This is a genomic window from Acidovorax sp. KKS102 (assembly GCF_000302535.1).
Lineage (GTDB): Bacteria > Pseudomonadota > Gammaproteobacteria > Burkholderiales > Burkholderiaceae_C > Acidovorax.
Window position 1 is genome coordinate 1,031,154 of the sequence record NC_018708.1, and the last position, 25,631, is coordinate 1,056,784.

The 25,631-nt window shown below is 65.1% G+C and carries 23 protein-coding genes and 1 pseudogene; 22 read left to right on the forward strand and 2 right to left on the reverse strand.

Annotated features, from left to right (window positions below):
• Positions 1-27 precede the first annotated feature (27 nt).
• The 14 genes and pseudogenes from serA (at position 28) to nudB (ending at position 16,502) form a co-directional block, all read left to right on the forward strand.
• Positions 28-1,257 (forward strand): phosphoglycerate dehydrogenase, encoded by a 1,230-nt coding sequence (serA, locus tag C380_RS04660; RefSeq protein ID WP_015012738.1) that lies wholly within the window; start codon positions 28-30, stop codon positions 1,255-1,257.
• Positions 1,258-1,355: 98 nt separating this feature from the next.
• On the forward strand, positions 1,356-5,270 hold the full coding sequence (locus tag C380_RS04665) for an FAD/FMN-binding oxidoreductase (protein WP_015012739.1): 3,915 nt from the start codon (positions 1,356-1,358) through the stop codon (positions 5,268-5,270).
• Positions 5,270-5,701 carry an HIT family protein gene (locus C380_RS04670; RefSeq protein WP_015012740.1) on the forward strand — a complete coding sequence of 144 codons (432 nt, stop codon included), beginning with the start codon at positions 5,270-5,272 and terminating at the stop codon, positions 5,699-5,701. The genes C380_RS04665 and C380_RS04670 overlap by 1 nt, the downstream gene beginning before the upstream one ends.
• A gap of 79 nt (positions 5,702-5,780) precedes the next feature.
• Positions 5,781-6,203 carry a gamma-butyrobetaine hydroxylase-like domain-containing protein gene (locus C380_RS04675; protein WP_015012741.1) on the forward strand — a complete coding sequence of 141 codons (423 nt, stop codon included), beginning with the start codon at positions 5,781-5,783 and terminating at the stop codon, positions 6,201-6,203.
• A gap of 214 nt (positions 6,204-6,417) precedes the next feature.
• Positions 6,418-7,149, forward strand: a complete 732-nt coding sequence (gene ubiE / locus C380_RS04680; protein ID WP_015012742.1) for a bifunctional demethylmenaquinone methyltransferase/2-methoxy-6-polyprenyl-1,4-benzoquinol methylase UbiE — start codon at positions 6,418-6,420, stop codon at positions 7,147-7,149.
• Between the two features lie 36 nt (positions 7,150-7,185).
• Positions 7,186-8,223 carry a Tim44 domain-containing protein gene (locus C380_RS04685; RefSeq protein WP_015012743.1) on the forward strand — a complete coding sequence of 346 codons (1,038 nt, stop codon included), beginning with the start codon at positions 7,186-7,188 and terminating at the stop codon, positions 8,221-8,223.
• Between the two features lie 61 nt (positions 8,224-8,284).
• On the forward strand, positions 8,285-8,923 hold the full coding sequence (locus C380_RS04690; RefSeq protein ID WP_015012744.1) for a hypothetical protein: 639 nt from the start codon (positions 8,285-8,287) through the stop codon (positions 8,921-8,923).
• Positions 8,920-10,485 carry a ubiquinone biosynthesis regulatory protein kinase UbiB gene (gene ubiB / locus C380_RS04695; RefSeq protein ID WP_015012745.1) on the forward strand — a complete coding sequence of 522 codons (1,566 nt, stop codon included), beginning with the start codon at positions 8,920-8,922 and terminating at the stop codon, positions 10,483-10,485. The genes C380_RS04690 and ubiB overlap by 4 nt, the downstream gene beginning before the upstream one ends.
• A gap of 166 nt (positions 10,486-10,651) precedes the next feature.
• Positions 10,652-12,107: pseudogene (locus tag C380_RS04700) on the forward strand (sodium:solute symporter family protein).
• 88 nt (positions 12,108-12,195) lie between these two features.
• Complete coding sequence (locus tag C380_RS24250; protein ID WP_015012746.1) at positions 12,196-12,537, forward strand: FmdB family zinc ribbon protein; 342 nt, start codon at positions 12,196-12,198, stop codon at positions 12,535-12,537.
• Between the two features lie 8 nt (positions 12,538-12,545).
• Positions 12,546-13,166, forward strand: a complete 621-nt coding sequence (locus tag C380_RS04710; RefSeq protein WP_015012747.1) for a DUF502 domain-containing protein — start codon at positions 12,546-12,548, stop codon at positions 13,164-13,166.
• 55 nt (positions 13,167-13,221) lie between these two features.
• Positions 13,222-15,039, forward strand: a complete 1,818-nt coding sequence (gene aspS / locus C380_RS04715) for an aspartate--tRNA ligase (RefSeq protein ID WP_015012748.1) — start codon at positions 13,222-13,224, stop codon at positions 15,037-15,039.
• Positions 15,040-15,178: 139 nt separating this feature from the next.
• Positions 15,179-16,009 (forward strand): CsgG/HfaB family protein, encoded by an 831-nt coding sequence (locus C380_RS04720; protein ID WP_015012749.1) that lies wholly within the window; start codon positions 15,179-15,181, stop codon positions 16,007-16,009.
• A 19-nt stretch (positions 16,010-16,028) separates the two neighbouring features.
• Positions 16,029-16,502 carry a dihydroneopterin triphosphate diphosphatase gene (nudB, locus tag C380_RS04725; protein ID WP_015012750.1) on the forward strand — a complete coding sequence of 158 codons (474 nt, stop codon included), beginning with the start codon at positions 16,029-16,031 and terminating at the stop codon, positions 16,500-16,502.
• A gap of 65 nt (positions 16,503-16,567) precedes the next feature.
• Here the strand turns inward: nudB and C380_RS04730 are convergent, their stop codons facing one another.
• Positions 16,568-18,334, reverse strand: coding sequence for a tetratricopeptide repeat protein (locus tag C380_RS04730; RefSeq protein WP_015012751.1), 1,767 nt, complete (start codon positions 18,332-18,334; stop codon positions 16,568-16,570).
• A 356-nt stretch (positions 18,335-18,690) separates the two neighbouring features.
• Between C380_RS04730 and C380_RS04735 the strand changes: the two genes are divergently transcribed.
• The 8 genes from C380_RS04735 to C380_RS04770 all read left to right on the forward strand — a co-directional run bounded on the left by C380_RS04735 (position 18,691) and on the right by C380_RS04770 (position 25,026).
• A complete protein-coding gene (locus tag C380_RS04735) occupies positions 18,691-19,428 on the forward strand; it encodes an endonuclease/exonuclease/phosphatase family protein (protein WP_015012752.1) in 738 nt (245 codons plus the stop codon).
• A 37-nt stretch (positions 19,429-19,465) separates the two neighbouring features.
• Positions 19,466-20,710, forward strand: coding sequence for a cardiolipin synthase ClsB (clsB, locus tag C380_RS04740; RefSeq protein ID WP_015012753.1), 1,245 nt, complete (start codon positions 19,466-19,468; stop codon positions 20,708-20,710).
• Positions 20,711-20,827: 117 nt separating this feature from the next.
• Positions 20,828-21,553, forward strand: a complete 726-nt coding sequence (folE, locus tag C380_RS04745) for a GTP cyclohydrolase I (RefSeq protein ID WP_015012754.1) — start codon at positions 20,828-20,830, stop codon at positions 21,551-21,553.
• A 2-nt stretch (positions 21,554-21,555) separates the two neighbouring features.
• Positions 21,556-21,978: a BLUF domain-containing protein gene (locus C380_RS04750; RefSeq protein ID WP_015012755.1), complete on the forward strand. Its 423-nt coding sequence runs from the start codon at positions 21,556-21,558 to the stop codon at positions 21,976-21,978.
• A gap of 204 nt (positions 21,979-22,182) precedes the next feature.
• On the forward strand, positions 22,183-23,064 hold the full coding sequence (locus tag C380_RS04755) for a DMT family transporter (RefSeq protein WP_015012756.1): 882 nt from the start codon (positions 22,183-22,185) through the stop codon (positions 23,062-23,064).
• Positions 23,061-23,915, forward strand: a complete 855-nt coding sequence (locus C380_RS04760) for a DUF429 domain-containing protein (protein ID WP_015012757.1) — start codon at positions 23,061-23,063, stop codon at positions 23,913-23,915. The genes C380_RS04755 and C380_RS04760 overlap by 4 nt, the downstream gene beginning before the upstream one ends.
• An 84-nt stretch (positions 23,916-23,999) precedes the next feature.
• Complete coding sequence (locus C380_RS04765; RefSeq protein WP_015012758.1) at positions 24,000-24,230, forward strand: hypothetical protein; 231 nt, start codon at positions 24,000-24,002, stop codon at positions 24,228-24,230.
• Positions 24,231-24,354: 124 nt separating this feature from the next.
• Positions 24,355-25,026, forward strand: coding sequence for a histidine phosphatase family protein (locus C380_RS04770; RefSeq protein WP_051022645.1), 672 nt, complete (start codon positions 24,355-24,357; stop codon positions 25,024-25,026).
• Between the two features lie 140 nt (positions 25,027-25,166).
• On the opposite strand, the gene C380_RS04775 is transcribed toward C380_RS04770, so the two are convergent.
• Entirely contained in the window at positions 25,167-25,583 is a 417-nt protein-coding gene (locus C380_RS04775; RefSeq protein ID WP_015012760.1) for an IrmA family protein, read from the reverse strand.
• Positions 25,584-25,631: the final 48 nt, after the last annotated feature.

The following is a 25,631-nucleotide window of genomic DNA, read 5'->3' on the forward strand; positions in this document are numbered from 1 at the left end:
TTCTTTCACCCCTTCTCCTTCATCGCCATGGCCACCAATTCGCTCGACAAGAACAAGATCAAGTTTCTGCTGCTCGAAGGCATCCACTCCTCCGCAGTGGATGTGATCCGGGCGGCGGGCTATACGCAGATCGAGACGGTGTCCGGTGCGCTGCCTGACGAGGAACTCAAGCGCAAGATCGCCGATGTGCACTTTGTGGGCATCCGTTCGCGCACCCAGCTCACCGAAGAGGTGTTTGCCCAGGCCCACAAGCTGGTGGCTGTGGGCTGCTTTTGTATTGGCACCAACCAGGTGGATCTGAATGCGGCGCGCGAGCGGGGCATTGCGGTGTTCAACGCGCCTTACTCCAACACCCGCTCTGTGGCCGAGCTGGTGCTGGCCGAGGCCATCCTGCTGCTGCGCGGGGTGCCCGAGAAGAACGCCGTGGCGCATCGGGGCGGCTGGCTCAAGAGCGCCGACAACGCCTACGAGATCCGCGGCAAGACCCTGGGTATCGTGGGTTATGGCTCCATCGGCACGCAGCTGTCGGTGCTGGCCGAGGCGCTGGGCATGCACGTGGCCTTCTTTGATGTGGTCAACAAGCTGCCCCTGGGCAATGCGCGGCAGGTGCAACACCTGCACGACCTGCTGGGCCAGAGCGACATCGTGAGCCTGCACGTGCCCGAGCTGCCGTCCACCGAAGGCATGATCGGCGCCGCCGAAATTGCGGCCATGAAGCCCGGCGGCATCCTCATCAACGCCGCGCGCGGCACGGTGGTGGATATTGAGGCGCTGGCTGCGGCCCTCCAGGCCAAGAAGCTGCTGGGCGCCGCCATCGACGTGTTCCCGGTCGAGCCGCGCACCAACAAGGACGAATTCCAGTCGCCCCTGCGCGGGCTGGACAACGTGATCCTGACCCCGCACATCGGCGGCTCCACCATGGAGGCGCAGGCCAACATTGGCCTGGAGGTGGCCGAGAAGCTGGTGAAGTACAGCGACAACGGCACCAGCACCTCGTCGGTCAACTTCCCCGAGGTGGCGCTGCCGGCCCACCCCGGCAAGCACCGTCTGCTACACATCCACCGCAACGTGCCAGGGGTGCTGTCCGAGATCAACCGCATCTTCTCGGACAACGCCATCAATGTGTCGGCCCAGTACCTGCAGACCAACGAGAAGATCGGCTATGTGGTGATCGACATCGATGCTGCCTCGTCCGACCTGGCGCTGGACAAGCTGGCCCGGGTGAGTGGCACCCTGCGCAGCCGCGTGCTGTTCTGAGGCTCTGGCAGGGCTGCTTCGGCTCAGCCTGGCAGCCCTGGCCCGGCAAGCCGTAGGCCGGTGGCTTAAAATCGCGCCCCCACCCCAGGTAGACCCCCATGAATGTACCGATCGCGCTGGCGGCCTTGCAGACGCAGGCCGCCGAGCCTGCCCGACTGCGAGAAATTCCCTATAACTACACCTCGTTCTCCGACCGGGAGATCGTGATCCGGCTGCTGGGCTCCGCCTCCTGGGAGGTGCTGGACCAATTGCGCAAAGAGCGCCGCACGGGCCGCTCGGCCCGCATGCTGTATGAGGTGCTGGGCGATATCTGGGTGGTGCAGCGCAACCCCTACCTGCAGGACGACCTGCTGGACAACCCCGGCCGCCGCAAGCTGCTGGTTGATGCGCTGAACCACCGGCTGGCCGAGATTGAAAAGCGCCGCACCCCCGCCGACGACGCCGACCGCGACCGTCTGGTGGGCGAGCTGGTCGTCGCCGCGCGCCGCGCGGTGGCCGAGTTCAACGCCACCTTCGAGCAGGCCGCGCAGCTGCGCCGCCAGATCCAGAAAACCCTGGGCCGCCTCACGGCCAAGGACAACATCAAGTTCGACGGCCTCTCGCGCGTGTCCCACGTGACCGACGCGACCGACTGGCGCGTCGAGTACCCCTTTGTGGTGCTCACGCCCGACACCGAGGCAGAGATGGCGGGCCTGGTCAAGGGCTGTATCGAACTGGGCCTGACCATCATTCCCCGTGGGGGCGGCACCGGCTACACCGGCGGCGCGATCCCGCTGACGTGGAAGAGCGTGGTCATCAACACCGAAAAGCTCGAAGCCATGACCGAGGTGGAGATGCGCCGCCTGCCGGGCCTGGACCGCGAGGTGGGCACGGTGTGGACTGAAGCCGGTGTGGTCACCCAGCGCGTGGCCGATGCGGCTGAGCGCGCAGGTTTTGTGTTTGCGGTGGACCCGACCAGCGCCGAGGCCTCGTGCATCGGCGGCAACATTGCCATGAACGCAGGCGGCAAAAAGGCCGTGCTGTGGGGTACGGCGCTCGACAACCTGGCCAGCTGGCGCATGGTCACGCCCGACGCCCAGTGGCTGGAGGTGACGCGCCTGGACCACAACATGGGCAAGATCCATGACGTGGAGGTCGCCACCTTCGAGTTGCAGTACTTCGAGGCCGATGGCAAGACGCCCGTGCGCACCGAGCGGCTTGAAATTCCGGGCCGCACCTTCCGCAAGGAAGGCCTGGGCAAGGACGTGACGGACAAGTTCCTGGCGGGCCTGCCCGGCATCCAGAAGGAAGGCTGCGACGGCCTCATCACCAGCGCGCGCTGGGTGGTGCACCGCATGCCCGAGCATACGCGCACCGTGTGCCTGGAGTTCTTCGGCAACGCCAAGGACGCCGTGCCCAGCATCGTCGAGATCAAGGACTTCATGTTCGCCGAGCAAAAGCGCAGTGGCGTGCTGCTGGCGGGTCTGGAGCACCTGGATGACCGCTACCTGAAGGCTGTGGGCTATGCCACCAAGAGCAAAAAGGGCAACGGCGGCCTGCCCAAGATGGTGCTGATTGGCGATATTGCCGGTGACAACGCCGACGACGTGGCCCGCGTGACCAGCGAAGTGGTTCGCCTGGCCAACACCCGCAGCGGCGAAGGCTTTGTGGCCATCACGGCCGATGCACGCAAGAAGTTCTGGGCCGACCGCAAGAAGACGGCGGCCATCAGCCGCCACACCAACGCCTTCAAGATCAACGAAGACGTGGTGATCCCGCTGCCGCGCATGGCCGAGTACACCGACGGCATCGAACGCATCAACATCGAGCTCTCCCTGCGCAACAAGCTCAAGCTGTGCGACGCGCTGACCGAGTTCTTCGAGCGTGGCAACCTGCCCCTGGGCAAGCACGACGCCGACGACGAGGTGCCTTCGCCCGAACTGCTGCAAGACCGCGTGGCCCAGGCCATCGCCCTGGTCGAGGAGGTGCGCGCCCTCTGGCAAGGCTGGCTGCACGATGTGGAAACGCTATTCCCCCAGCTGCAGAACCACACGCTGCGCGCCAGCTGGAAGACCCAGCTGCGGGCGCCGCTGCAAGGCATCTTCACCGGTGCGGCGTTCAAGCCCATCCTGGACGAGGCCGTGGCCATCCACAAGCGCGTGCTCAAGGGCCGCGTGTGGGTCGCGCTGCACATGCACGCGGGGGACGGCAATGTGCACACCAACATCCCCGTCAACAGCGACGACTACGAGATGCTGCAGACGGCGCACGAGGCCGTGGCGCGCATCATGGTGCTGGCGCGCAGCCTCAATGGCGTGATCTCGGGCGAACATGGCATTGGCATCACCAAGCTGGAGTTTTTGACCGACGACGAACTGCGTCCCTTTGCAGAATACAAGCGCAGGGTGGACCCGGAAGGCCGATTTAACAAAGGTAAATTGCTCCGAAATCAGGAGCAATCAGGGCATGTTCCACTAGCGCTTGGTGCCGATTTGGCCTCAAAACCTGCGCTGCGTGCCGATTTGACCAACGCCTACACGCCCAGCTTCGGGCTGATGGGCCATGAGTCGCTGATCATGCAGCAGAGCGACATTGGCGCCATTGCCGATTCGGTCAAGGACTGCCTGCGCTGCGGCAAGTGCAAGCCCGTGTGCTCCACCCACGTGCCCCGCGCCAACCTGCTGTACAGCCCGCGCAACAAGATCCTGGCGACCTCGCTGCTGGTCGAGGCGTTTCTGTACGAAGAGCAGACCCGCCGGGGCGTGAGCATCAAGCACTGGCAGGAGTTTGAGGACGTGGCCGACCACTGCACGGTGTGCCACAAGTGCGAGAGCCCCTGCCCGGTGAAGATCGACTTCGGCGACGTCACCATGAACATGCGCAACCTGCTGCGCAAGATGGGCAAGAAGACCTTCCGCCCCGGCAACGCGCTGGCCATGACCATGCTCAACGCCACCAACCCCGACACCATCAAGCTGATGCGCTCGGCCATGGTGGACGTGGGCTTCAAGGCCCAGCGCATGGCCGTGGACCTGCTGCGCAAGGTGGGCCGCAAGCAAACGGCCAAGCCGCCGGCCACGGTGGGCACGGCTCCGATCAAGGAGCAGGTGATCCACTTCATCAACAAGAAGCTGCCCGGCGGCCTGCCCAAGAAGACGGCGCGTGCGCTGCTCGACATCGAGGACAAGGACTACGTGCCGATCATCCGCAACCCGCAGGCCACCACGGCCGAGACGGAGGCGGTGTTCTACTTCCCGGGCTGTGGCTCGGAGCGCCTGTTCTCGCAGGTCGGCTTGGCAACCCAGGCCATGTTGTGGCACGCGGGCGTGCAGACGGTGTTGCCGCCCGGCTACCTGTGCTGCGGCTACCCCCAGCGCGGCTCGGGCCAGTTCGACAAGGCCGAGAAGATGATCACGGACAACCGTGTGCTCTTCCACCGCGTGGCCAACACACTCAACTACCTGGACATCAAGACCGTGGTGGTGAGCTGCGGCACCTGCTATGACCAGCTGCAGGGCTACGAGTTTGACAAGATCTTCCCGGGCAGTCGCATCATCGATATCCACGAGTACCTGCTCGAAAAGGGCATCCAGCTGCAAGGCAAGGGCGCCTACCTGTACCACGAGCCCTGCCACAACCCCATGAAGCAGCAGGACTCGATGAAGACCGTGAAGGCGCTGGTGGGCGAGCAAGTCTTGAAGAGCGACCGCTGCTGCGGCGAGTCGGGCACGCTGGGTGTGACCCGGCCCGACGTGTCCACGCAGGTGCGCTTCCGCAAGGAAGAAGAAATCCGCAAGGGCGAAGCCAAGCTGCGCGAAAGCGGTGCCGTGGGTGCCCAGGACAACGTGAAGATCCTCACCAGCTGCCCCAGCTGCCTGCAGGGCCTGAACCGCTACGAAGGCGACCTGAACAACGGCCTGCTCGAAGCCGACTACATCGTGGTCGAGATGGCGCGGGAGATCCTCGGCGAGAACTGGATGCCTGACTACGTACACCGTGCCAACAACGGCGGCATTGAGCGGGTGCTGGTCTGATGGCCTGTCCCTTGTGCGCTGAAGATGGCGGCGCCTTGGTCTGGCGCGGCGAGCGCCTGCGTGTCATCCGTGCGCAGGAGGTGGGTTTCCCCGCCTTCTACCGCGTGGTGTGGAACGCGCACGTGGCCGAGTTCTCGGATCTAGCCGGCGCCGACCGCGTGCGTTGCATGGAGGCCGTGACGCTGGTGGAGCAGGCCCTGCGCCAGCACCTGGCGCCCACCAAGGTCAACATCGCGGCCCTGGGCAACATGGTGCCGCACCTGCACTGGCATGTGATTGCACGGTTTGACTGGGACAGCCACTTCCCGGCCCCGGTATGGGCCGCTGCGCAGCGGCCCAGCCCGGCCGAGCCAGAGGCCGCCCTGCGGGCCCTGTTGCCCGCGCTGGAAGCGCAGCTGCAGTCCCAGCTGGCGCAGTGGGCCGCCCGGTAACCTTGCTGGCAGCGTGTGCCGGGGCGGGTGGGACAATGGCAGCCGTCGTTTCTGACAACAGTTTTCTCAAGGTGATTCCATGGCAGGTTTGAAAGCGGGCGCTCCCACGCCGCAGGCCCTGACGGTGCATGAACAGTCGCGCGTGCTGGAAGTGGGCTTTTCGGATGGCGCCACGTTCCGCATTCCGTTCGAGCTGATGCGCGTGTACTCGCCCTCGGCCGAAGTGCAGGGCCACGGCCCGGGGCAAGAGGTATTGCAGACGGGCAAGCGCAATGTGGCGCTGGTCAACCTGGAGCCCGTGGGCAACTACGCCGTCAAGCCCACGTTCTCTGACGGGCACGACAGCGGCATCTTCACCTGGGACTACCTCTACGAGCTGGGCCAGAAGCAGGACGCACTGTGGGCGCAGTACACCGAGCGGCTGGCTGCGGCCGGGGCCGATCGCGACGCGCCCATGGCGCCCAAGGGTGGTGCAGGGGGCCATGCCTGCGGCGGCCACTGAAGCTGCGCGCAGAAGCACCAGGGTGCCAGGCACCTTCAGCTGCACAAGCCCCTGTTCATCAAGGTGCTATTGAAAATATAGCTGTCAGCGCAATATTTGCTTGCGCTAGCGGCTGGTTTTGTTTCAATAGCGTTCTCCAAATTGCGACAGATGCCCCAATTCAGTGCGGGGTTGTCGCTGTACCTCTGGCGTTCACGCGCCTAGCATGATTCTTATGAGCACCACGCATTTCGGTTTTCAGTCGGTGGACGAGCAGGAAAAGGCACGCCGCGTGCGCGGTGTGTTCGATTCCGTGGCCTCCAAATACGACGTGATGAACGACCTCATGTCGGCGGGCCTGCACCGCGCCTGGAAGGCTTACACCGTGATGGTGGCCAACCTGCGCGAAGGCAGCCAGGTGCTGGACATTGCCGGTGGCACGGGTGACTTGGCGCTGGCGTTTTCCAAGAAGGTGGGCGCCTCGGGCCGTGTGGTGCACACCGACATCAACGAAGCCATGCTGCGCGTGGGCCGTGACCGGCTCATCAACGAGGGCGTGGTGCTGCCCACACTGGTCTGTGACGCCGAAAAGCTGCCGTTCCCCGACGCGCATTTCGATGTGGTGAGTGTGGCCTTTGGCCTGCGCAACATGACCCACAAGGACCAGGCGATTGCCGAGATGTGCCGCGTGCTCAAGCCCGGCGGCAAGCTGCTGGTGCTGGAATTTTCCAAGGTGGCCAAGCCGCTGGAGAAGGTGTACGACTGGTATTCGTTCAAGGTGCTGCCCCAGCTGGGCAAGCTGGTGGCGGGCGACGACGCCAGCTACCGCTACCTGGCCGAGTCCATCCGCATGCACCCGGGGCAGGAAGAACTCAAAAGCCTCATGCAAAAAAATGGTTTTGGGCATGTGGACTATCACAACATGACGGGGGGAATTGTTGCCCTCCATGTTGGAATCAAGTGCTGAGCGGTTTGCTCGGTCGATAACGGAGACGGAGAAGTCATGATGAAACTGTGGTCTGTGGTGTTGGTCGCGATGCTGGCGTTTGCACACGCCGATGCCGACGCCGCGCGGCGACTGGGTGGTGGCAAATCGGTGGGCAAGCAGTCCAGCAACGTGACGCAGCGCGAGGCGGCCACGCCGCCCGCTGCACCGGGCGCACCGGCACAGAGTGCGACCAACACGGCTGCGGCCGCCAAGCCTGCCACCGCTACGCCGGCAGCAGCCCCGGCCGCTCCGGCCAAGAAGCCCTGGGGCGCCATGCTGGGCGGCCTGGCAGCGGGGCTGGGTCTGGCCTGGCTGGCGCACTCGCTGGGTCTGGGCGCAGGCTTTGCCAACATCCTGATGATTGCGCTGCTGGCGCTGGCGGCGTTTGCCATCTTCAAGATGGTCATGCGGTCGCGCAACGGTGGCGGCAATGGCGCTGGCAATGCGGCGGGTGGCGCTCCGTTCGCCTTCCAGGGCGCGGGGGCCGCAACGCCTGCCGCTGCGCAGGTGCCTCCGCAGTACAGCCCCAACAACGTGGGCAACGACGCATCGGCCCGCCCCTGGGAGCGCAGCAGCATGGCGTTTGACGCCTCGCGTGCTGGTCAGGGGGGCGTGGGCTCGGGTGTGGTGATTGGCTCGGGCCTGTCGGGCTCGCAGAACTGGGGTGTGCCGGCAGACTTCGACGCCGAGGGTTTCCTGTCGGCCGCCAAGCGCAACTTTGTGACCCTGCAAGGCGCGTGGGACCGTTCGGACATCGCAACCCTGCGGTCCATGATGACGGACAACATGCTCGATGAAATCCGCACCCAGCTGGCCGAGCGCGAAGCCCACCGAGGCACGCAGCCCAACCACACCGATGTGGTGATGATCGAGGCGCAGCTGCTGGGCATCGAAGACCTGGGCGATGGCTACATGGCCAGCGTCGAGTTCTCCGGCATGATCCGCGAAGAACCCTCGGCCGGGCCCAGCCCCTTCCGGGAGGTCTGGAACATGACCAAGCCCAAGACCGGCAACACCGGCTGGCTGGTGGCTGGCGTGCAAGCGTTGCAGTAAACGCAGCCCATGGGGCCCCTGCGGGTCAGGGGCATTCCAGTTCAGGGAATAATCGGGGACTATGGCAACACCACAGTCCCCTTTTCCTTTTCTGGACGGCCTCTTCGAGCGCCTGGCCGCTGGCCCACAGCCCCCGCAATGGCTGGTCCACGAAGTGCAGCAACGCCTGGTGCTGTTTCTCAACCATGTGCTGATGCAGGAAAAAGAGGCCACGGACCGGCTGGTGCGCCAAAAAGGCCGCATCGCGCGGGTGCAGTGGCGGGCCTATTCCCTGTCGTTGGTCATTACCCCGGCAGGCCTGTTCAATCTGGCGCCCGAATCTGCGGTGCCCGACCTGCGGCTGGAAGTGACCGACACCTCTCCCATCACCCTGGCCCAGGCCGCGTTGCGGGGCGATAAGCCGTCCATCCGCATTGAAGGTGACGTGCAACTGGCGGCCGAGATCAACTGGCTGGTGGACCATGTGCGCTGGGATGTGGAAGAAGACCTGGCCCGCGTGATCGGCGATGCCCCCGCACACACGCTGGCGCAGTTCGCCGGCCGGGCGGCACAGACATTGCGCCAGTTTGTGGGTTCGCGTATGGCCGCCGCCAGCGCGGCGTCTTCCTCGGTGGTGGTTGCGACGGCACCGGTGGCGCCCGGCGCTCCGGCGGCTGCACCGCTGTCACCCTCGGGTGGTTCGGACCGGGCCGACGCATGAAGCGCTTCTTGCGGGGGGCAGCCATCCTGTGGGTGGTGTTCCGGTTCGGCCTGGATGGCTTGTTGCTCGACAGCTTCAACAAGCCCTGGCTGCGCATGATTTCGCGCATCGTGTCCGTTGGGCGCAATCTGGATGCGCCGCGTGGCCAGCGCCTGCGGGAGGCGCTGGAGAGCCTGGGCCCCATCTTCGTCAAGTTCGGCCAGGTGCTGTCCACCCGCCGCGACCTGTTGCCGCCCGACATTGCCGACGAACTGGCCCGCCTGCAGGACCGCGTGCCGCCGTTCGACCCCGACATTGCCATTGCCACCATCGAGCGTGCGTTCCGCCGCCCGGTGGACGAGGTGTTCACCTCCTTCGACCGCATACCGGTGGCCAGCGCGTCCATCGCCCAGGTGCATTTCGCCACGCTGCGTGACCGCCAGGGCATTGAGCGCGAGGTGGCCGTCAAGGTGCTGCGCCCCGGCATGCTGCCGGTGATCGAGAAGGACCTGAGCCTCATGCGCATGATGGCGGGCTGGGTCGAGAGCCTGTCGGCTGACGGCAAGCGCCTCAAGCCGCGCGAGGTGGTGGCCGAGTTCGACAACTACCTGCACGATGAGCTGGACTTGGTGCGCGAGGCCTCCAACGCGGCCCAGCTGCGCCGCAACATGGCGGGGCTCGACCTGGTGCTGATCCCCGAGATCTTCTGGGACTTCTGCCACCCCGAGGTCATGGTGATGCAGCGCATGAAGGGCGTGCCCATCAGCCAGATCGAGCGCTTGCGTGAGGCCGGTGTGGACATCCCCAAGCTGGCGCGTGACGGCGTGACCATCTTCTTCACCCAGGTGTTTCGCGACGGGTTCTTCCACGCCGACATGCACCCGGGCAACATCCAGGTGAGCCTGGAGCCCGCTACGTTCGGCCGCTACATCTCGCTGGACTTCGGCATCGTGGGCACGCTGACCGAAGTGGACAAGGAATACCTGGCGCAGAACTTTGTGGCGTTCTTCCGGCGCGACTACAAGCGCGTGGCCGAGCTGCACATCGAAAGCGGCTGGGTACCGCCCGAAACGCGGGTCAACGATCTCGAATCGGCCATCCGCGCCGTGTGCGAGCCGTACTTTGACCGCCCGCTCAAGGAAATCTCGCTCGGCCTGGTGCTGATGCGCCTGTTCCAGACCTCCCGCCGCTTCCACGTCGAGATCCAGCCCCAGCTGGTGCTGCTGCAAAAAACCCTGCTCAACATCGAGGGCCTAGGCCGCGAGCTGGACCCGGACCTGGACCTGTGGAGCACGGCCAAGCCCTTCCTCGAAAAGTGGATGCTGGAACAGATGGGCCCCCAGCGCCTGTGGCGCGAGCTGCGCGCCGAGGCGCCGCACTACGCCAAGCTGCTGCCCGAGCTGCCGCGCCTGATCTACGACGCGCTGCGCCAGCGCCCCGCGGACCACCAGCCCGCCCTGCGGGAGCTGCTGGAAGCGCAAAAACGCACCAACCGGCTGTTGCAATCCATCATTTATGGCGGTGTGGGGTTTGTGCTGGGGCTGCTTGCCATGCAGCTATTCATGCGCATCCGGGTTTTTTAGCGTCTGCGGCACAAAAGTTGCCTTCATAATCCGCAGCAATTTTGTAACGTGTTTGTAAGCGGGGCTGCGGCCCCATGGTCGTCAGGCGCCGCAGTGTGACCACCCCAGCCACTTTGCGCGCGCGCTGCCTTTTTCGCTACCACCCCTGGAGTTTTGGAGCGGCGCCATGCTGTTGTCATTCATCGTTCTGTACCTGCTGGTTTCGATTGGTGTGGGCCTGTATGCGGCCACTCGCGTGCACAACACCGCTGACTATGCGGTAGCCGGGCGTAGCCTGCCGCTGGCGGTGGTGATTGCCACCACGTTTGCCACGTGGTTCGGATCGGAAACCGTGCTAGGGGTGTCGGCCCGCTTTGTGGACGGAGGGCTGGGCGCCGTCGTCGAGGACCCCTTTGGCGCGTCCATGTGTCTGGTGTTGGTGGGGCTGTTTTTCGCCTACAAGCTGTACCAGAAGAACCTCATCACCCTGGGCGACTACTACCGCCAGCGCTACGGTCGTGTGATTGAAGTGGCCTGTTCGGCCATCATCATGTTCAGCTACCTGGGCTGGGTGGCGGCGCAGATCACGGCCCTGGGCCTGGTGTTCAACCTGCTCACCCAAGGCGCTGTGTCGATCACCATGGGCATGATCATTGGCACGCTGGTGGTGCTGGTTTACACCCTGTACGGCGGTATGTGGTCGGTCGCCATGACCGATTTTGTGCAAATGATCGTCATCGGCGTGGGCCTGCTGGCCATCGCTTGGTATGCGGCCGACCTGGCGGGCGGTGCAGGCAAGGTGGTCGAATTTGCGGCGCGTGAGGGCAAGTTCCATTTCTTCCCGACGGGTGGCGTCAAGGAATGGACATTTTTCATTGCTGCTGCCATCACCATGATGCTGGGCTCCATCCCTCAGCAGGACGTGTTTCAGCGCGTCATGTCGTCCAATAGCGCTGCCACCGCGCGCAAGGGACCGGTGATCGGCGGCCTGTTGTATTTGCTGTTTGCCTTCATCCCGATGTTCGTGGTCACCGCTGCAGTCTTGGTGATGCCCGAAACGGCGCAGGCGCTGCTCAAAGATGACCCCCAGAAGGTATTGCCCACCCTGGTGATGGAGCGCATGCCATTGATGCTGCAGGTGGCGTTTTTTGGTGCGCTTCTATCGGCCATCATGTCTACTGCATCCGCTACCTTGCTGGCGCCTTCCACCACATTTGTTGAAAACATCCTGCACAACCTGCGCCCTGGGATGAATGATCAGCAGACCCTCAAGGCAATGCGCATCTCCGTGCTGGTGTTCACGGGCTGTGTGCTGACCTATGCCATCACCATGCAGGGCACCTCGATCTATGAGCTGGTGTCGGGCGCGCGCGTACCAGGTGCCGCTGGTCGGTGCCTTTGTGCCGCTGGTGTTTGGCCTGTACTGGAAACGCGCCACCACCCAAGGCGCTCTGCTGGCCGTGGCGATGGGTCTGGGTGTCTGGCTGCTGTTTGTGGCGAGCCCCATGCTGTCGGAGGCTTTCCCGCAACAACTGGCAGGTGTGCTGGCCGCTTTGGTCGGGATGCTGGCGGGTTCGTTGGCTCCGCAGTGGATCGATGATCACAAGGGGCATGTCACCCACTACCAAGGCAGTGCCAGCTGAATGCCCGGGCCCGCGCTATGGTGCGGGCCTTGCGGATGGGCATGCCGCCTATAATTGAGGGTTTTGCACTTTCCCTCAACACACTGACATGCCTATTTACGCCTACAAATGCGGCTCCTGCGGCCATGCCAAGGATGTGCTGCAAAAAATCTCCGATGCACCCCTGACGGTGTGCCCCGCCTGCGGCGCTGAAGCCTTCTCCAAGCAGGTCACTGCGGCGGGATTCCAGCTCAAGGGTTCGGGCTGGTATGTGACGGATTTCCGGGGGGGCAGCGGGGGCAGCTCCGCTCCCGCAACTGAAGCCAAGTCGGAATCCAAGACCGAGTCTTCTGCATCTGCCAGTGGTGGTGATGCTCCTAAAAAAGAAGCATCCAGCGCAAGTACCACTAGCGCTGGAAGTGCCGGCGGCACTTCTTCCTCTTCGAGCTGAGGACCTGCATGGCTGCCTTGCGCAAATGGCTGTTGACAGGCCTTCTGGTCATCGTGCCCGGTGTCATCACGGCCTGGGTGCTCAACTGGATTGTGAGCACGCTCGACCAGACCCTGCAGATCCTGCCGGGCGCGTGGCAGCCCGACAAGCTGCTCGGGGTGCATGTCCCAGGCTTTGGCGTGGTGCTCACGCTGGCCATCTTGCTGGTGGTGGGTGCCATTGCCAGCAACTTCGCGGGCCGCAAGCTTGTGGAGTGGGGCGATGCGCTGGTGCACCGCATTCCCGTGGTGCGCTCCATCTACTCCAGCGTCAAGCAGGTGTCGGACACGCTGTTTTCCGAGAGCGGCAACGCCTTTCGCAAGGCCGTGCTCGTGCAGTGGCCTCGCGAAGGGGTGTGGACCGTGGCGTTCGTCACGGGTGCTCCCAATGGTGAAGTGGCTGCCTACCTGCGCGACGAGTTCGTCAGCGTATACGTGCCCACTACCCCGAATCCCACCGGTGGGTATTTTGTGATGGTGCGCAAGAGCGACTGTGTCGAGCTCGAAATGAGTGTGGACAGCGCCCTCAAGTACATCGTCTCCATGGGTGTGGTGGCTCCGGCGGACCCCACGCTGCCCCCGCCCAAGTAAGAAAAAAGCAATCTCTTTCAACGTCAACGCGCCCTGCGGCGCCGGAAGTTTTGTCATGGCCATGCGTTCCCACTATTGCGGTCTTGTGACCGAAGCCCTCTTGGGCCAAACCGTTACCCTGTCGGGCTGGGTGAACCGCCGCCGTGACCATGGTGGCGTGATCTTCATCGACCTGCGTGACCGCGAAGGCTACGTGCAGGTGGTGTGCGACCCCGATCGCGCCGAGATGTTCAAGATCGCCGAAGACGTGCGCAACGAGTTCTGCGTGCAGGTCAAGGGTGTGGTGCGTGCTCGCCCCGCCGGCACCACCAACGACAAGCTCAAGACCGGTCAGATCGAAGTGCTGTGCCATGAGCTGAACGTGCTCAACCCTTCGGTCACGCCTCCGTTCCAGATCGACGAGGACAACCTGTCCGAAACCACGCGCCTCACGCACCGCGTGCTGGACCTGCGCCGCCCGTACATGCAGAACAACCTGATGCTGCGCTACAAGGTGGCCATGGAGGTGCGTAAGTTCCTCGATGCCAACGGCTTCATCGACATCGAAACCCCCATGCTCACCAAGAGCACGCCCGAAGGCGCGCGCGACTACCTCGTCCCCAGCCGCGTGCATGACGGCCAGTTCTTCGCGCTGCCCCAGTCGCCCCAGCTGTTCAAGCAGCTGCTGATGGTGGCGGGCTTTGACCGTTACTACCAGATCACCAAGTGCTTCCGCGACGAAGACCTGCGCGCTGACCGCCAGCCTGAATTCACCCAGATCGATATCGAAACATCGTTCATGGAAGAGCAGGACATCCGCGACATGTTCCAGGGCATGATCAAGACGGTGTTCCAGAACACGCTGGGCGTGGACCTGGGCGAATTCCCCGTCATGACCTACCAGGACGCTGCGCGCCTGTATGGCTCCGACAAGCCGGACCTGCGTGTGAAGCTCGAATTCACCGAGCTGACCGACGTGATGAAGGACGTGGACTTCAAGGTGTTCTCGGGTGCCGCCAACATGAAGAACGGCCGCGTCGTGGCCCTGCGCATTCCCGGTGGCTCCAAGGAAAACGGCGGCATCAGCCGCGGCGAGATCGACGCCTACACCGAGTTCGTCAAGATCTACGGCGCCAAGGGCCTGGCCTACATCCGCGTGAACGAGCTGGCCAAGGGCCGTGACGGCCTGCAGTCGCCCATCGTGAAGAACATCCACGACGCCGCCCTGCAAGCGGTGCTGGAGCGCACCGGTGCACAAGACGGCGACCTGATCTTCTTCGGCGCCGACAAGGAAAAGATCGTCAACGACGCCATTGGCGCGCTGCGCATCAAGATCGGCCACAGCGAGTTCGGCAAGAAGAACGGCCTCTTTGAAGACCGCTGGGCGCCTCTGTGGGTGGTGGACTTCCCGATGTTCGAGTACGACGAGGAAAACCAGCGCTGGAACTCGGTGCACCACCCCTTCACCAGCCCCAAGGATGGCCACGAAGACTGGATGGTCACCGCGCCCGAGAAGTGCATCTCCAAGGGCTACGACATGGTGCTCAACGGCTGGGAAATGGGTGGCGGCTCCGTCCGTATCCATCGCGCCGATGTGCAGCAGAAGGTGTTCGACGCCCTCAACATCACGCCCGAAGAAGCCCAGCTCAAGTTCGGCTTCCTGCTTGACGCGCTGCAGTACGGCGCGCCCCCGCACGGTGGCCTGGCCTTTGGCCTGGACCGCATCGTGACGCTGATGACCGGTGCCGAGTCGATCCGCGACGTGATCGCCTTTCCCAAGACCCAGCGCGCCCAGTGTCTGCTCACGCAGGCGCCCAGCCCTGTGGACGAAAAGCAGCTGCGCGAGCTGCACATCCGTCTGCGCAACCCCGACGCGGTCAAGACTGCGGCCTGATTTCGGACGCATCACGTCCTTCGCGTATGCAGCCATGCATCGCACAACAAGCGGCTCGGGCCTGGTGCCCGGGCCGCTTTTTTCATGCGCGGCGCATCAAGGCACTGACCGCCGGGCACGGACTGAAAGAGGTACCTCCATGCGTTTGTTGACACGCTCCCATTGGCTGTTGGCAGCGGCCGCCTGCATCGCCCTGGCCGGATGTGGCGAGAAGAAAACCGAACTGGGGCAGGGCGGCTCGGTGGTCACGGGATCGGCTGGACCGCAGGGTGCGCAGAACGCGGCCCGCGAACTGGTGCGTTGTGATGCGCCCGTGGCCACCCTGGCGCTGGCCGAGAACCCCAACGGCTACATCATGGGCTCGGGCTACCAGCTGCCTTCGTCACCGGTGCCCCTGGTCAAGCTGCTGGCCCAGCAGAGCGGGTGCTTCCGGGTGGTGGACCGGGCGGCCGGGCTGAAGGGGACGATTCAGGAGCAGGAGCTGAAGGACGCGGGCATCCTGCGCAAGAACAACTCCACCGTGGCCAAGGGCAAGGGCTACGAGGCGCAGTACACGCTCACGCCCAGCCTCACGTTCAGCGAGCAGGATGCGGGCCGGGGCCTGGCCGGGGTGATCGCCATGATCCCGGTGCTGCGCGACATTGCAGGCCTGGCCGGGCTGGTGGAGCAGGTCAAGTTCAAGGAAGCGCAGACGGCCTTGCTGCTGTCCGACAACGAAACCACCGAGCAGGTGGCAGCGGCCACCGGCTCCGCACGCACTACCGACCTCGGGGTGGGCGGCCTGGTATTCGGCAAGCTGGGCGGCGCTGCAGGCGCTGGCTGGAGCAATACCAACGAGGGCAAGGTTATCGCCGCGGCGTTTCTGGACGCGCACAACCAGCTGGTGGTGCAGGCGCGCGCGTTGCAGGCCAAGGAGCTGCCCCCGCCCGTGCCCACCACCACGGCAGCCCAGCGCCCCAAGGGCGGTTGAAGGCAAAGGGCGCCGAGCCATGGCAACCGCCGGGCCGCAGCGGCCGTACAAGCTTCCGGAGTCGGTGCTGGTGGTGATCCACACCCCTGCGCTGCAAGTGCTGCTGATCCGTCGCACCGGAGGCGAAGGGCATTGGCAGTCGGTCACCGGTAGCAAGGACGCGCTGGACGAGCCCTTTGCCGAGACGGCCCGCCGTGAAGTTGCCGAAGAAACCGGCATAGACACCCAGGCCCCGGGTTGCCTGCTGACCGACTGGGCGCTGGAGAACGTGTACGACATCTGGCCCCAATGGCTGCACCGTTATGCCCCCGGCGTGGTGCGCAACCGCGAGCGCGTGTTTGGTCTGCGTGTACCCCCCGGGACACCCGTGGTGCTGAGCCCGCGCGAGCACGATGCCTATGAATGGCTGCCCTGGCAGCAGGCAGCAGACCGGTGTTTTTCTGCCTCCAATGCAGAGGCTTGCCTGTTGCTGCCCCGGTTCGTGAGCCCCTGAAAATCCGGCGAGCCACTGGCCGCTGGCCAGTTGTTGAGGACGGCCGCGGGCCAGGCGCCGTTGTCTCAAGGAGAGTCTGGCGGCCGCAGGCGCAGGGCTGCCGTAGGGTCGTCGGCCTCGTCAGTGGGTGCTGGGTTCAGTGCCAGGCTATCTTGCGGAGGCGGTGGGATGCGTGCCGGTGCGTTGTCGCCGCTGCTGCGCACCCGCAGTGCCACGCCGCCGGGGTGCCGCTCGCTGTCTTGTCCCAGGATGGCCCTTGCCGGGGCCGTACCCATGCGGGTGCGCAGTGCGTCGATGGCTGCCTGCAGCGGCTCGGGCGCGGCCATGCGCGCGCTGTGGCGCAGCAGCACTTGCTGGGCCATATCGAGCAGTTTGGAGTTGAGGGTGCGCTCAGCCTCGGCCAGCAGGTTTTGCACAGCCCCGCCCGGGTCGCCACCCAGGCTCTGCGCCATCGCGACTTCGGCCGTCTTGTTGACCCGTTGCAGGCAGTCGCGCACCAGCTCGCTGTAGGGCTCATGCAGGTTGCAGGCATTGGCCATCAGCTCGGTCAGACCCCGTGTGTTGGCATAGCGCATGCCCAGGGCGCTCACCCAGCTGTCGCCCTCGGGCAGTTCAATGGATGTGACAGCCAACACGGCCAGCAGGCTGCCCAGGTTGCAGGCGGCTTCAAAGTCAAAGGTGCTGGACGTGATCTCGCGGGCCATGCCACGCACCGATTCGACTGCTTGCGAGAACTGCCGCTGCTGGATGAGCTGCAGCGCACGCGCCACCTCGGCAAACCGACGGATGCGTGCGCTGCTGTGATGGCGCTCCAGGATGCGGGCAAAGTCGGCCATGCAACGCTCAATGCCCTTGCGGTCGTTTTCGGCGTAATAGGCAAACGTCAGCAGCACCAGCGACTGGTAGTCGAACAGCTTGGAATCAATGCCCAGCACCGTGGCGCGCGCCAGCACCTTGGTGGCGGTGGCGCGGTCGCCCATGTAATACGACATCATCCCCAGCTTCTGCAGCCGCACGACCGAGTCGGGCGTGAGGGTGCTGGCCGTGCGGTAGGTCTCGATGGCCTGCGCAAAGTTGCCCATCTCCACCTGCGCGCGGCCCAGCACGTCGTAGGCGTCGGCAAACGAGGCATCCTCGCCAATCAGCTCCTGCAAGGTGGTGATGGCGCGCGCGGCCTGTCCTGATTCGATCTGCGCGCGGGCCACGCCCAGCTTGGCCCAGGGCAGGGCGCGCGCGGCGATCACGGCCTCGAACAGGGTGCGCGCCTCATCGTGCCGCCCCAGCCGCAGCAGCAGCTCCGACCCGATGCGGGCGGCGTACAGCCAATAGGGCTTGCGGGCCTCGAAACGCTCCACGCACAGCGCGGCGGCCTGCTCGAAGACCTCGGCCTCGATGGCGTCGAAAATGGGTTTGAGATGGATCTTGCGCAGGCGTGCCAGGCTCAGGCGCTCGAACAGCGCGCTGGGCGTGAAGGGCTTGAGCAGGTAGCCGTCCAGGGCCGACTCGGCAGCCTCGGCCACGGCGGCATACGACGCCTCGGCCGTGACCATGAAGAACACCGTGGAAAACGGCAGCAGCTGTGCCCGCCGCAGGTCGTCCAGCAGGGTTTGGCCCGAGTAGTTGGACTCGCCAAAAAACTGGTCGCACAACACGTAGTCGAACACCGTGTGCTCCAGCCGGGCGCGCGCGTCCTGCACACGGGAGCATTGCACGATGCGGGTCACGCCGTATTCGCGCAACTGTCCCACCAGGATGCTGCGCGACGTGGCATTGCTGTCCACGATCAGCGCCTGTGTCTGTGGGGCGGGATTGGGGCCGCTCTCGGTAGCCATGGGGGTCGGGGCCGTCCCTGCGTGCTCAAAATGTTGGAGCCCCCAGTGTAAGCCGCTGCAGCACCCGGCCTGCGTCGGGCAAACCCCTTGCCACCACGGCTTGCGACACAATCTCCAGTCCTAGGAGCGGCAATTGACCGCTTGCCGTTTTCAAGGTCGCCTCATGGATACTGACTTTCGCTGCTTCGTTGACGTTCGCTGGTCGAGTGGGCACGCTACGCATTCGCCAGCACCGCGCTGGGAGCGCCATGCGGCGTTGCTCCTCCTTGCGGGCATGAGCCCGCCGCGTCCTCGCGCCTTGCCCATCGCACCCATCGCGGCGCTGGCGAGCGCGTTCAACTACCCCTCCTAGGACCATGCAACACGACGACATCCTGCGCGTAGCCACCTACAACATCCACAAGGGGGTGCAAGGCATCGGGCCCGCGCGGCGGCTGGAGATTCACAACCTGGGTCTGGCGGTGGAGCAGCTCGATGCCGACATCGTCTGCCTGCAGGAGGTGCGCAAGCTGCACCGGCGCGAGGCGGCGTATTTCCAGCGCTGGCCTGAGCTGCCGCAGGCCGAGTTTCTGGCGCCCGAAGGCTACGAGGCGGTGTACCGCACCAACGCCATCACCAAACACGGCGAACATGGCAATGCGCTGCTGACCCGCTGGCCGGTGATCGGGCACCAGCACGAAGACATCTCGGACCATCGCTTTGAACAGCGCGGCCTGCTGCATGTAGAGGTGGATGTGCAGGGCCGCAATGTGCACGTGATCGTGGTGCACCTTGGCCTCATCCCGGGCAGCCGCATCCGCCAGATCGAGCGCCTGCAGGCCTTCATCGAGCGCGAGGTGCCGCCCGGCACGCCGCTGGTGGTGGCGGGTGACTTCAACGACTGGGGGCAGTTGCTCAAGCGCATGCTGGCGGGCTTTGGCCTGTATGAATGGGATGCGCCCCGCACCTTCACCTACCCCGCGCGCCTGCCGCTGGCGCAGCTGGACCATGTGTATGCGCGCGGGCTCACGCCGCTGTCGCTGCAGGTGCCGCGTGGCCGCATTTGGTGGCGCATGTCGGACCATCTGCCCCTGATCGCGGAGTTCCGGCTGTGAGGCGTTGCCGGGGTGTGCGCGGTGGCGGGGTGACGGGATGAGGCGCAAGTCCTTTGCGCAGGCCCCGGGCACCGGGCCCGCCGACGACCACCAGGTCCGGCTGCTGCAAGGCGCCGAGGAGTTCTTTCCGGCGCTTACCGAGGCCATGGATGCTGCGATGGCGGACATCCAGTTCGAGACCTACATCTTTGACTTCACCGGCGCCGGAGCCACCGTGGCCCAGGCGCTGATGCGCGCTGCAGCGCGCGGCGTGCGCACCCATCTGGTGGTCGATGGCGTGGGCACGGGCGCGTTGCCCAAGGCCTGGGCCGATCAGTTGCAGGCCGCCGGCGTGCTGTGCAGCGTGTATTCGCCGCTGGGGCCGCTGGGGCTGCTGCTGCCGCACCGCTGGCGGCGCCTGCACCGCAAGCTGTGCGTGGTGGATGGGCGGGTGCTGTTCTGCGGCGGCATCAACGTGCTGGATGACTTTCACGACCCCAACCACGGCACGCTGGAGGCGCCCCGTTTTGACTTTGCGGTGCGTGCCACCGGCAGCCTGGTGGCCTCGGCCAGCGACACCATGGACCAGCTCTGGTGGCGCATGCAGGCCGTGCGCGACGCGCGCCAGCGCCGCCTGCCGGAGGCCCTGCGGGCCCTGCGCGCGGCCAGCGCCGCACGGCATGCGGAGCAGGGCGGCGACCCCGATGCCGGCCCCCCCGTGCGCGCCACCCTGGTGCTGCGCGACAACGTGCGCAACCGCAGCCGCATCGAGAAGGCATACCGCAAGGCCATCGGCATGGCGCGCCACGAGGTCATCATCGCCAACGCCTACTTCATGCCCGGCGGCAAGCTGCGCCGCGCGCTGGTGATGGCCGCGCGCCGGGGCGTGCGCGTGCGGCTGCTGCTGCAGGGGCGGTACGAATACTTCATGCAGTACCACGCAGCCCGCCCGGTGTATGGCGCGCTGCTGGAGGCCGGGGTCGAGATCTACGAGTACGCCCCCAGCTTTCTGCACGCCAAGGTGGCCGTCATCGATGCGCAGGGCGACCGGCCCTGGGCCACGGTGGGTTCGTCCAACCTTGACCCGCTCTCGCTGCTGCTGGCGCGCGAGGCCAATGTGGTGGTGGAAGACGCCGCCTTTGCCATCGACCTGCGCCAGCGCCTGGTGCACGCCATGCAGCACGCGGGCCGCCGCATGGACCCTGCGCGCTATGCCGGCCGCCCGCTGCGCCAGCGGGTGCTGGACCGCGTGGCGTTTGGTCTCATGCGCCTGGCGCTGTGGGTGACGGGCAAGCGGTACTGAGGGCATCTTTGTCGAGTGCGCTACTTTATTGATAGCTGCTCAGGCATATTGCACTAGCGCTTGCTGCCTAAAACCCTTGTAATCGATCAAACTGTGTTCGCTGGTACGATGCCACCCATGTCCAGCCAACCTGCCGCCGATATGACGCCCATCCCACCGGACGAAGGCACGCCCGTTTCCGTCAAGATCCGAGAACGCCTTGCCGCCGCGCGCAAGCGCTTTCACGCCAACGACAACATTGCCGAATTCATCGAGCCCGGCGAGCTGGAGAAGCTGCTCGACGAGGTTGAGGTCAAGATGCAGGGCGTGCTCGACAGCCTGGTCATCAACACCGAGGGCGACCACAACACCAACAACACCGCGCGCCGCGTGGCCAAGATGTACCTCAACGAGGTGTTCCGTGGTCGCTACGTGGCGCAGCCGCCCATCACCGAATTCCCGAACGCCGAGCACCTCAACGAGCTGATGATCGTGGGCCCGCTCACCGTGCGCAGTGCCTGCAGCCACCACTTCTGCCCCGTCATCGGCAAGATCTGGATCGGCGTGATGCCCAACGAGCACACCAACGTGATCGGCCTGTCCAAATACGCGCGCCTGGTGGACTGGATCATGGGCCGTCCCCAGATCCAGGAAGAAGCCGTGGTGCAGCTGGCCGACCTGATCATGGAAAAGACCCAGCCCGACGGCCTCGCCATCGTCATGGAAGCCAGCCACTTCTGCATGTCCTGGCGCGGCGTGCGCGACAACGACAGCCGCATGATCAACTCGGTCATGCGCGGCGTGTTCCTCAAGGACAGCGCCCTGCGCCGTGAATTTTTGTCCCTCATTCCTGGAAAGAACTGACCATGCTGGTACGCCTGCTTTACGCCAGTCGCGCGGTCGATACCTCGCCCGCCGCCATCGAAGCCATCCTGACGCAGTCGCGCCAGCACAACCCGGGCTCCGGCATCACCGGCGTGCTGTGCTACGGCGGTGGCGTGTTCCTGCAAGCCATCGAGGGCGGCCGCTCTGCGGTGAGCGAGCTGTACGGCCACATCCAGAAGGACCCGCGCCACAAGGACGTGGTGCTGCTGCACTACGAAGAAATCGCCGAGCGCCGTTTTGGCGGCTGGACCATGGGCCAGGTCAACCTGTCCAAGATCAACCACTCCATTCTGCTGAAGTATTCCGAGAAGCCTGAGCTGGACCCGTACTCCGTGTCGGGCAAGGTGTCGTTTGCGCTGCTCGAAGAGTTGATGGCCACAGCCTCCATCATCGGCCGAGCCTGAAAAGCGGGGCGCTTTGCTACTGCGCCAGCCGATTCCGGGCCTGCTGTGCTCGCCGTACGGGAGTACGGCTGCGCGCATCGACCCAGACTAGGCTGGCTCGCTACGCAAATCGCCCCACTTTTCTTCGCAGCCATCCATCATGGTTCGTAGCCGCAGCCGCCCAGAAGGCGCTGCGGCTTTTCTGTTCAGGCCGTTCTTTTCCCCGTGACCTTCACCGCCTTCGCCCTCATCATCCTCGCCGGCCTCATCCATGCGTGCTGGAACATCGTGGCCAAGAAGGCCGGGGGGGACTCGCGGTTTGCGTTCTTCACCTCGGTGATCATGATGGTGGTCTGGGCGCCGCTGGGCTGGTACCTGGGGCGCGACGCGGTACCGCTGTGGGGTGCGGTGGAGTGGGGCTTTGTGGTCGCCAGCGGGCTGTTGCACGTGGCTTACTTTGTCATCCTGCTGCGCGGCTACCGGGTGGCGGACCTCACCGTGGTCTACCCGCTGGCGCGGGGCTCGGGGCCACTCCTGTCGTCGCTGGTGGCCATCACGCTGCTGGGTGAGCAGATCTCGGCGCTGGGCGCCCTGGGCATTGTGGGCGTGGTGGGGGGCGTGTTTCTGATCGCGGGCGGCCCGGGCCTGCTGCGCGCCGCGCACGACCCTGCCGCACGGGCACGGGTGCACAAGGGCATGGCCTACGGGGTTCTGACGGGGGCCTTCATTGCCAGCTACACGGTGGTCGATGGTTATGCGGTCAAGTTTTTGCTGATGTCGCCCATCCTGGTGGACTACATGGGCAACTTTGTGCGCGTGGGGCTGCTGGCGCCGGTGGTGCTGCGCGACCTGCCCACCGCCCGCACGCTGTGGCTGGCCCAGTGGCGTTTTGCCCTGGCCGTGGCGGTGGTCAGCCCCGTGGCCTATGTGCTGGTGCTGTACGCCATGCAGCAGGCGCCCCTGTCGCACGTGGCCCCTGCGCGCGAGGTGTCCATGCTGTTTGCCGCGCTGATCGGCGGCCACCTGCTGGGCGAGGGTGACCGCGTGGCGCGCATCTTAGGTGCGCTGTGCATTGCGGCAGGTGTCACGGCCCTGGCCTTGGGATGACCACCATGGCACCCCAATCCCCTTTCCAGCTACTGGGCTGTGACTTCTCCAGCAGCCCCACGCGGCGCAAACCCATCGTGCTGGCGCTGGGCCAACGCCAGGGCGCGCGCGTGGCGCTCACCGCGCTGCAACCGATCGACACACGGGCCGCATTCGGCCAGTGGCTGGCGCAGCCCGGCGACTGGGTGGGCGGTTTTGATCTGCCCTTTGGCCTGCCGCGCGAGCTGGTGCAGGCGCTGGGCTGGCCCACCGACTGGATCGCCTGCATGCAGCAGTACCGCCGCCTAAGCCGCGAGCAGATCCGCGCGCAGTTTGCGGCGTTCTGCGACGCGCGGCCCGTGGGGGGCAAGTTTGCCCACCGCGCCACCGACAGGCCCGCAGGCTCCAGTCCGTCGATGAAATGGGTGAACCCGCCCGTGGCCTACATGCTGCATGCGGGTCTGCCGCTGCTGCTGGACGCCGGCGTGCACCTGCCCGGCCTGCACGCAGGCGACCCCCGTCGCGTGGCGCTGGAGGCCTACCCCGGCCTGCTCGCGCGCGAGGTGCTGCAGCGCCGCAGCTACAAGAGCGACGACCGCGCCAAGCAGACGCCTGACCGCCTCATCGCCCGCAAAGACCTGGTCAACGCGCTGGAGCTGGGCCAGACCCGCCTGGGCCTGCGCCTCAAGCTCAGCCACGCCCAGCGCGACGCGCTGGTGCAGGACGCCAGCGGCGACAGCCTGGACGCCGTGCTGTGCCTGCTGCAGGCCGCCTGGGCCCAGCAGCGCCATGCCGAGGGCGACGCGCTTTACGGCCTGCCGCCGGGGCTCGATCCACTCGAAGGCTGGATCGTCACCGCGGACAAGCCCTGACCGACGATTCCGCCGCTTTTCCAGGCATTGGCCCGCCGCAGGCTGCGTAGCATGGGCGGGACACGTTGGATGCTTTGTTTGCCCATGCCTTTCGCCCCCCGCCTTTGGAGCGTGCTGTGCGCGCTGGTTGTCTTGCTGGCCCCGCTGCTGGTACAGGCCGCCCCCGCGCCCTGGTATTACTGGCGCAGCCTGGTCGATGGACAGCGCGTGTGCGCACAAACCTCGCCCGGCCCGGGCTGGGAACAGGACAGCGCCGCCTACGAAGGCCCTGGCTGCCAGCCGCGCCGCAAGGTACTGGTTGTGCCCATGCGGTGACGGGTCGCTCGGTAGGTGGTGCACAGGCGGTTGTTATAAAAAACATAGCTATCAGCGCTTATCGCATAAGCGCTAGCAGCCAAAAATGCTTGCAATCATGTGCATGCATTCGATAATGGCACGCATGACTGAATTGATCCTGATCCGCCACGGCGAGACCGACTGGAACCGCGAACTGCGCTTTCAGGGCCACGTGGATGTCCCCCTCAACGCCATTGGCCACGAACAGGCCCGCCGCCTGGCCGAGCGCCTGGCTGCAGAGCGCCCCGTGGTGCACCACCTCATCTGCAGCGACCTCATCCGCACCCAGCAGACCGCCACGCCCAGCCTGAAGGTGCTGTTTCCCCAGGCCCGCATCGACACCCTCACCGACAGTGCCCTGCGCGAGCAAAACTTTGGCGTGGTGGACGGCAAGCGCGTGGACGACGTCAAGCAGGAGCACGCCGACGCATGGAACCAGTGGCTGCGCTTTGAAGCCGACTATGGCATGCCCGGCGGCGAGACCACCCGCCAGTTCCACACCCGCGTGATGGACGCCGTCTACCGCATCGCCCAGCAGCACAGCGGCCAGACGGTGATGGTCGTCACCCATGGCGGCGTGCTCGACATGATCTGGCGCACTGCGCGCGGCACAGGGCTGGACGGCCCGCGCCAGAGCGACATCCCCAACGCGGGGCTCAACCGTGTGCGGGTGAGTGGAGAAGCGGTGGAGGTGCTGGACTGGGCCGATGTGCGGCACCTGGCGGATTTGCCGGAGCAGCCGGTGTATGACCAGACGAAGTTGGTGGTGCGGTGAGTGGCAGTGGTATCTGTTGTTGGCAATGAAATGCCAGCAGCTTGGGCTTGCACCACCTACCCGTGATACGCCGTGCCGGGGTCACGCGATAGAGCAGAGGCAGGTCACTTGCTAGATGGCCAGCCTGAAGGCTGGTTGTGCTATTTGCCGATGCGAATCTTGAATGGCTTGAAGTCGCGGATGACGAGTGCTTTTGACTTTAAGAGGTCAGTCCGTTTGCCATCGATAGCGGCAGTTGCCTTGTTCACCACAATGACGAGATCATCCGAGCAGAGTTCCTCGCTCTCCAGAAACGCGTCAGCGTACCGATCGGCAGCAGATTGCCCGAATCGAGGAATTTCCAGAACACCTGACGCCACCCGTTTATTTGCTTTGTTCAAGACGGTCACCGCTACCTGCAGGTTTTTGACTTCTTCCATCCCGCTGTCAAAAGAAAACACAGCAGAGCATTGACCTTGACCAGCCCACACCGTGTTGGAATGCCAGAAGTCAATGGCATGCGCTTGTGCTGCGAGGCCTGAAAGGATGATCAATATCGCTGGTGCAAATCGCTTCATTTGAGATTCCTGTGTCATGAAAATGTCGGTGGCTTCTGTGGAGGACCG

Excerpts from the sequence above, each read along its gene's own strand:
- serA (WP_015012738.1), top strand. The coding sequence starts at position 28 with ATGGCCACCAATTCGCTCGACAAGAACAAGATCAAGTTTCTGCTGCTC.
- C380_RS04665 (WP_015012739.1), top strand. The coding sequence starts at position 1,356 with ATGAATGTACCGATCGCGCTGGCGGCCTTGCAGACGCAGGCCGCCGAG.
- C380_RS04670 (WP_015012740.1), top strand. The coding sequence starts at position 5,270 with ATGGCCTGTCCCTTGTGCGCTGAAGATGGCGGCGCCTTGGTCTGGCGC.
- C380_RS04675 (WP_015012741.1), top strand. The coding sequence starts at position 5,781 with ATGGCAGGTTTGAAAGCGGGCGCTCCCACGCCGCAGGCCCTGACGGTG.
- ubiE (WP_015012742.1), top strand. The coding sequence starts at position 6,418 with ATGAGCACCACGCATTTCGGTTTTCAGTCGGTGGACGAGCAGGAAAAG.
- C380_RS04685 (WP_015012743.1), top strand. The coding sequence starts at position 7,186 with ATGATGAAACTGTGGTCTGTGGTGTTGGTCGCGATGCTGGCGTTTGCA.
- C380_RS04690 (WP_015012744.1), top strand. The coding sequence starts at position 8,285 with ATGGCAACACCACAGTCCCCTTTTCCTTTTCTGGACGGCCTCTTCGAG.
- ubiB (WP_015012745.1), top strand. The coding sequence starts at position 8,920 with ATGAAGCGCTTCTTGCGGGGGGCAGCCATCCTGTGGGTGGTGTTCCGG.
- C380_RS24250 (WP_015012746.1), top strand. The coding sequence starts at position 12,196 with ATGCCTATTTACGCCTACAAATGCGGCTCCTGCGGCCATGCCAAGGAT.
- C380_RS04710 (WP_015012747.1), top strand. The coding sequence starts at position 12,546 with ATGGCTGCCTTGCGCAAATGGCTGTTGACAGGCCTTCTGGTCATCGTG.
- aspS (WP_015012748.1), top strand. The coding sequence starts at position 13,222 with ATGGCCATGCGTTCCCACTATTGCGGTCTTGTGACCGAAGCCCTCTTG.
- C380_RS04720 (WP_015012749.1), top strand. The coding sequence starts at position 15,179 with ATGCGTTTGTTGACACGCTCCCATTGGCTGTTGGCAGCGGCCGCCTGC.
- nudB (WP_015012750.1), top strand. The coding sequence starts at position 16,029 with ATGGCAACCGCCGGGCCGCAGCGGCCGTACAAGCTTCCGGAGTCGGTG.
- C380_RS04730 (WP_015012751.1), bottom strand. The coding sequence starts at position 18,334 with ATGGCTACCGAGAGCGGCCCCAATCCCGCCCCACAGACACAGGCGCTG.
- C380_RS04735 (WP_015012752.1), top strand. The coding sequence starts at position 18,691 with ATGCAACACGACGACATCCTGCGCGTAGCCACCTACAACATCCACAAG.
- clsB (WP_015012753.1), top strand. The coding sequence starts at position 19,466 with ATGAGGCGCAAGTCCTTTGCGCAGGCCCCGGGCACCGGGCCCGCCGAC.
- folE (WP_015012754.1), top strand. The coding sequence starts at position 20,828 with ATGTCCAGCCAACCTGCCGCCGATATGACGCCCATCCCACCGGACGAA.
- C380_RS04750 (WP_015012755.1), top strand. The coding sequence starts at position 21,556 with ATGCTGGTACGCCTGCTTTACGCCAGTCGCGCGGTCGATACCTCGCCC.
- C380_RS04760 (WP_015012757.1), top strand. The coding sequence starts at position 23,061 with ATGACCACCATGGCACCCCAATCCCCTTTCCAGCTACTGGGCTGTGAC.
- C380_RS04765 (WP_015012758.1), top strand. The coding sequence starts at position 24,000 with ATGCCTTTCGCCCCCCGCCTTTGGAGCGTGCTGTGCGCGCTGGTTGTC.
- C380_RS04770 (WP_051022645.1), top strand. The coding sequence starts at position 24,355 with ATGACTGAATTGATCCTGATCCGCCACGGCGAGACCGACTGGAACCGC.
- C380_RS04775 (WP_015012760.1), bottom strand. The coding sequence starts at position 25,583 with ATGAAGCGATTTGCACCAGCGATATTGATCATCCTTTCAGGCCTCGCA.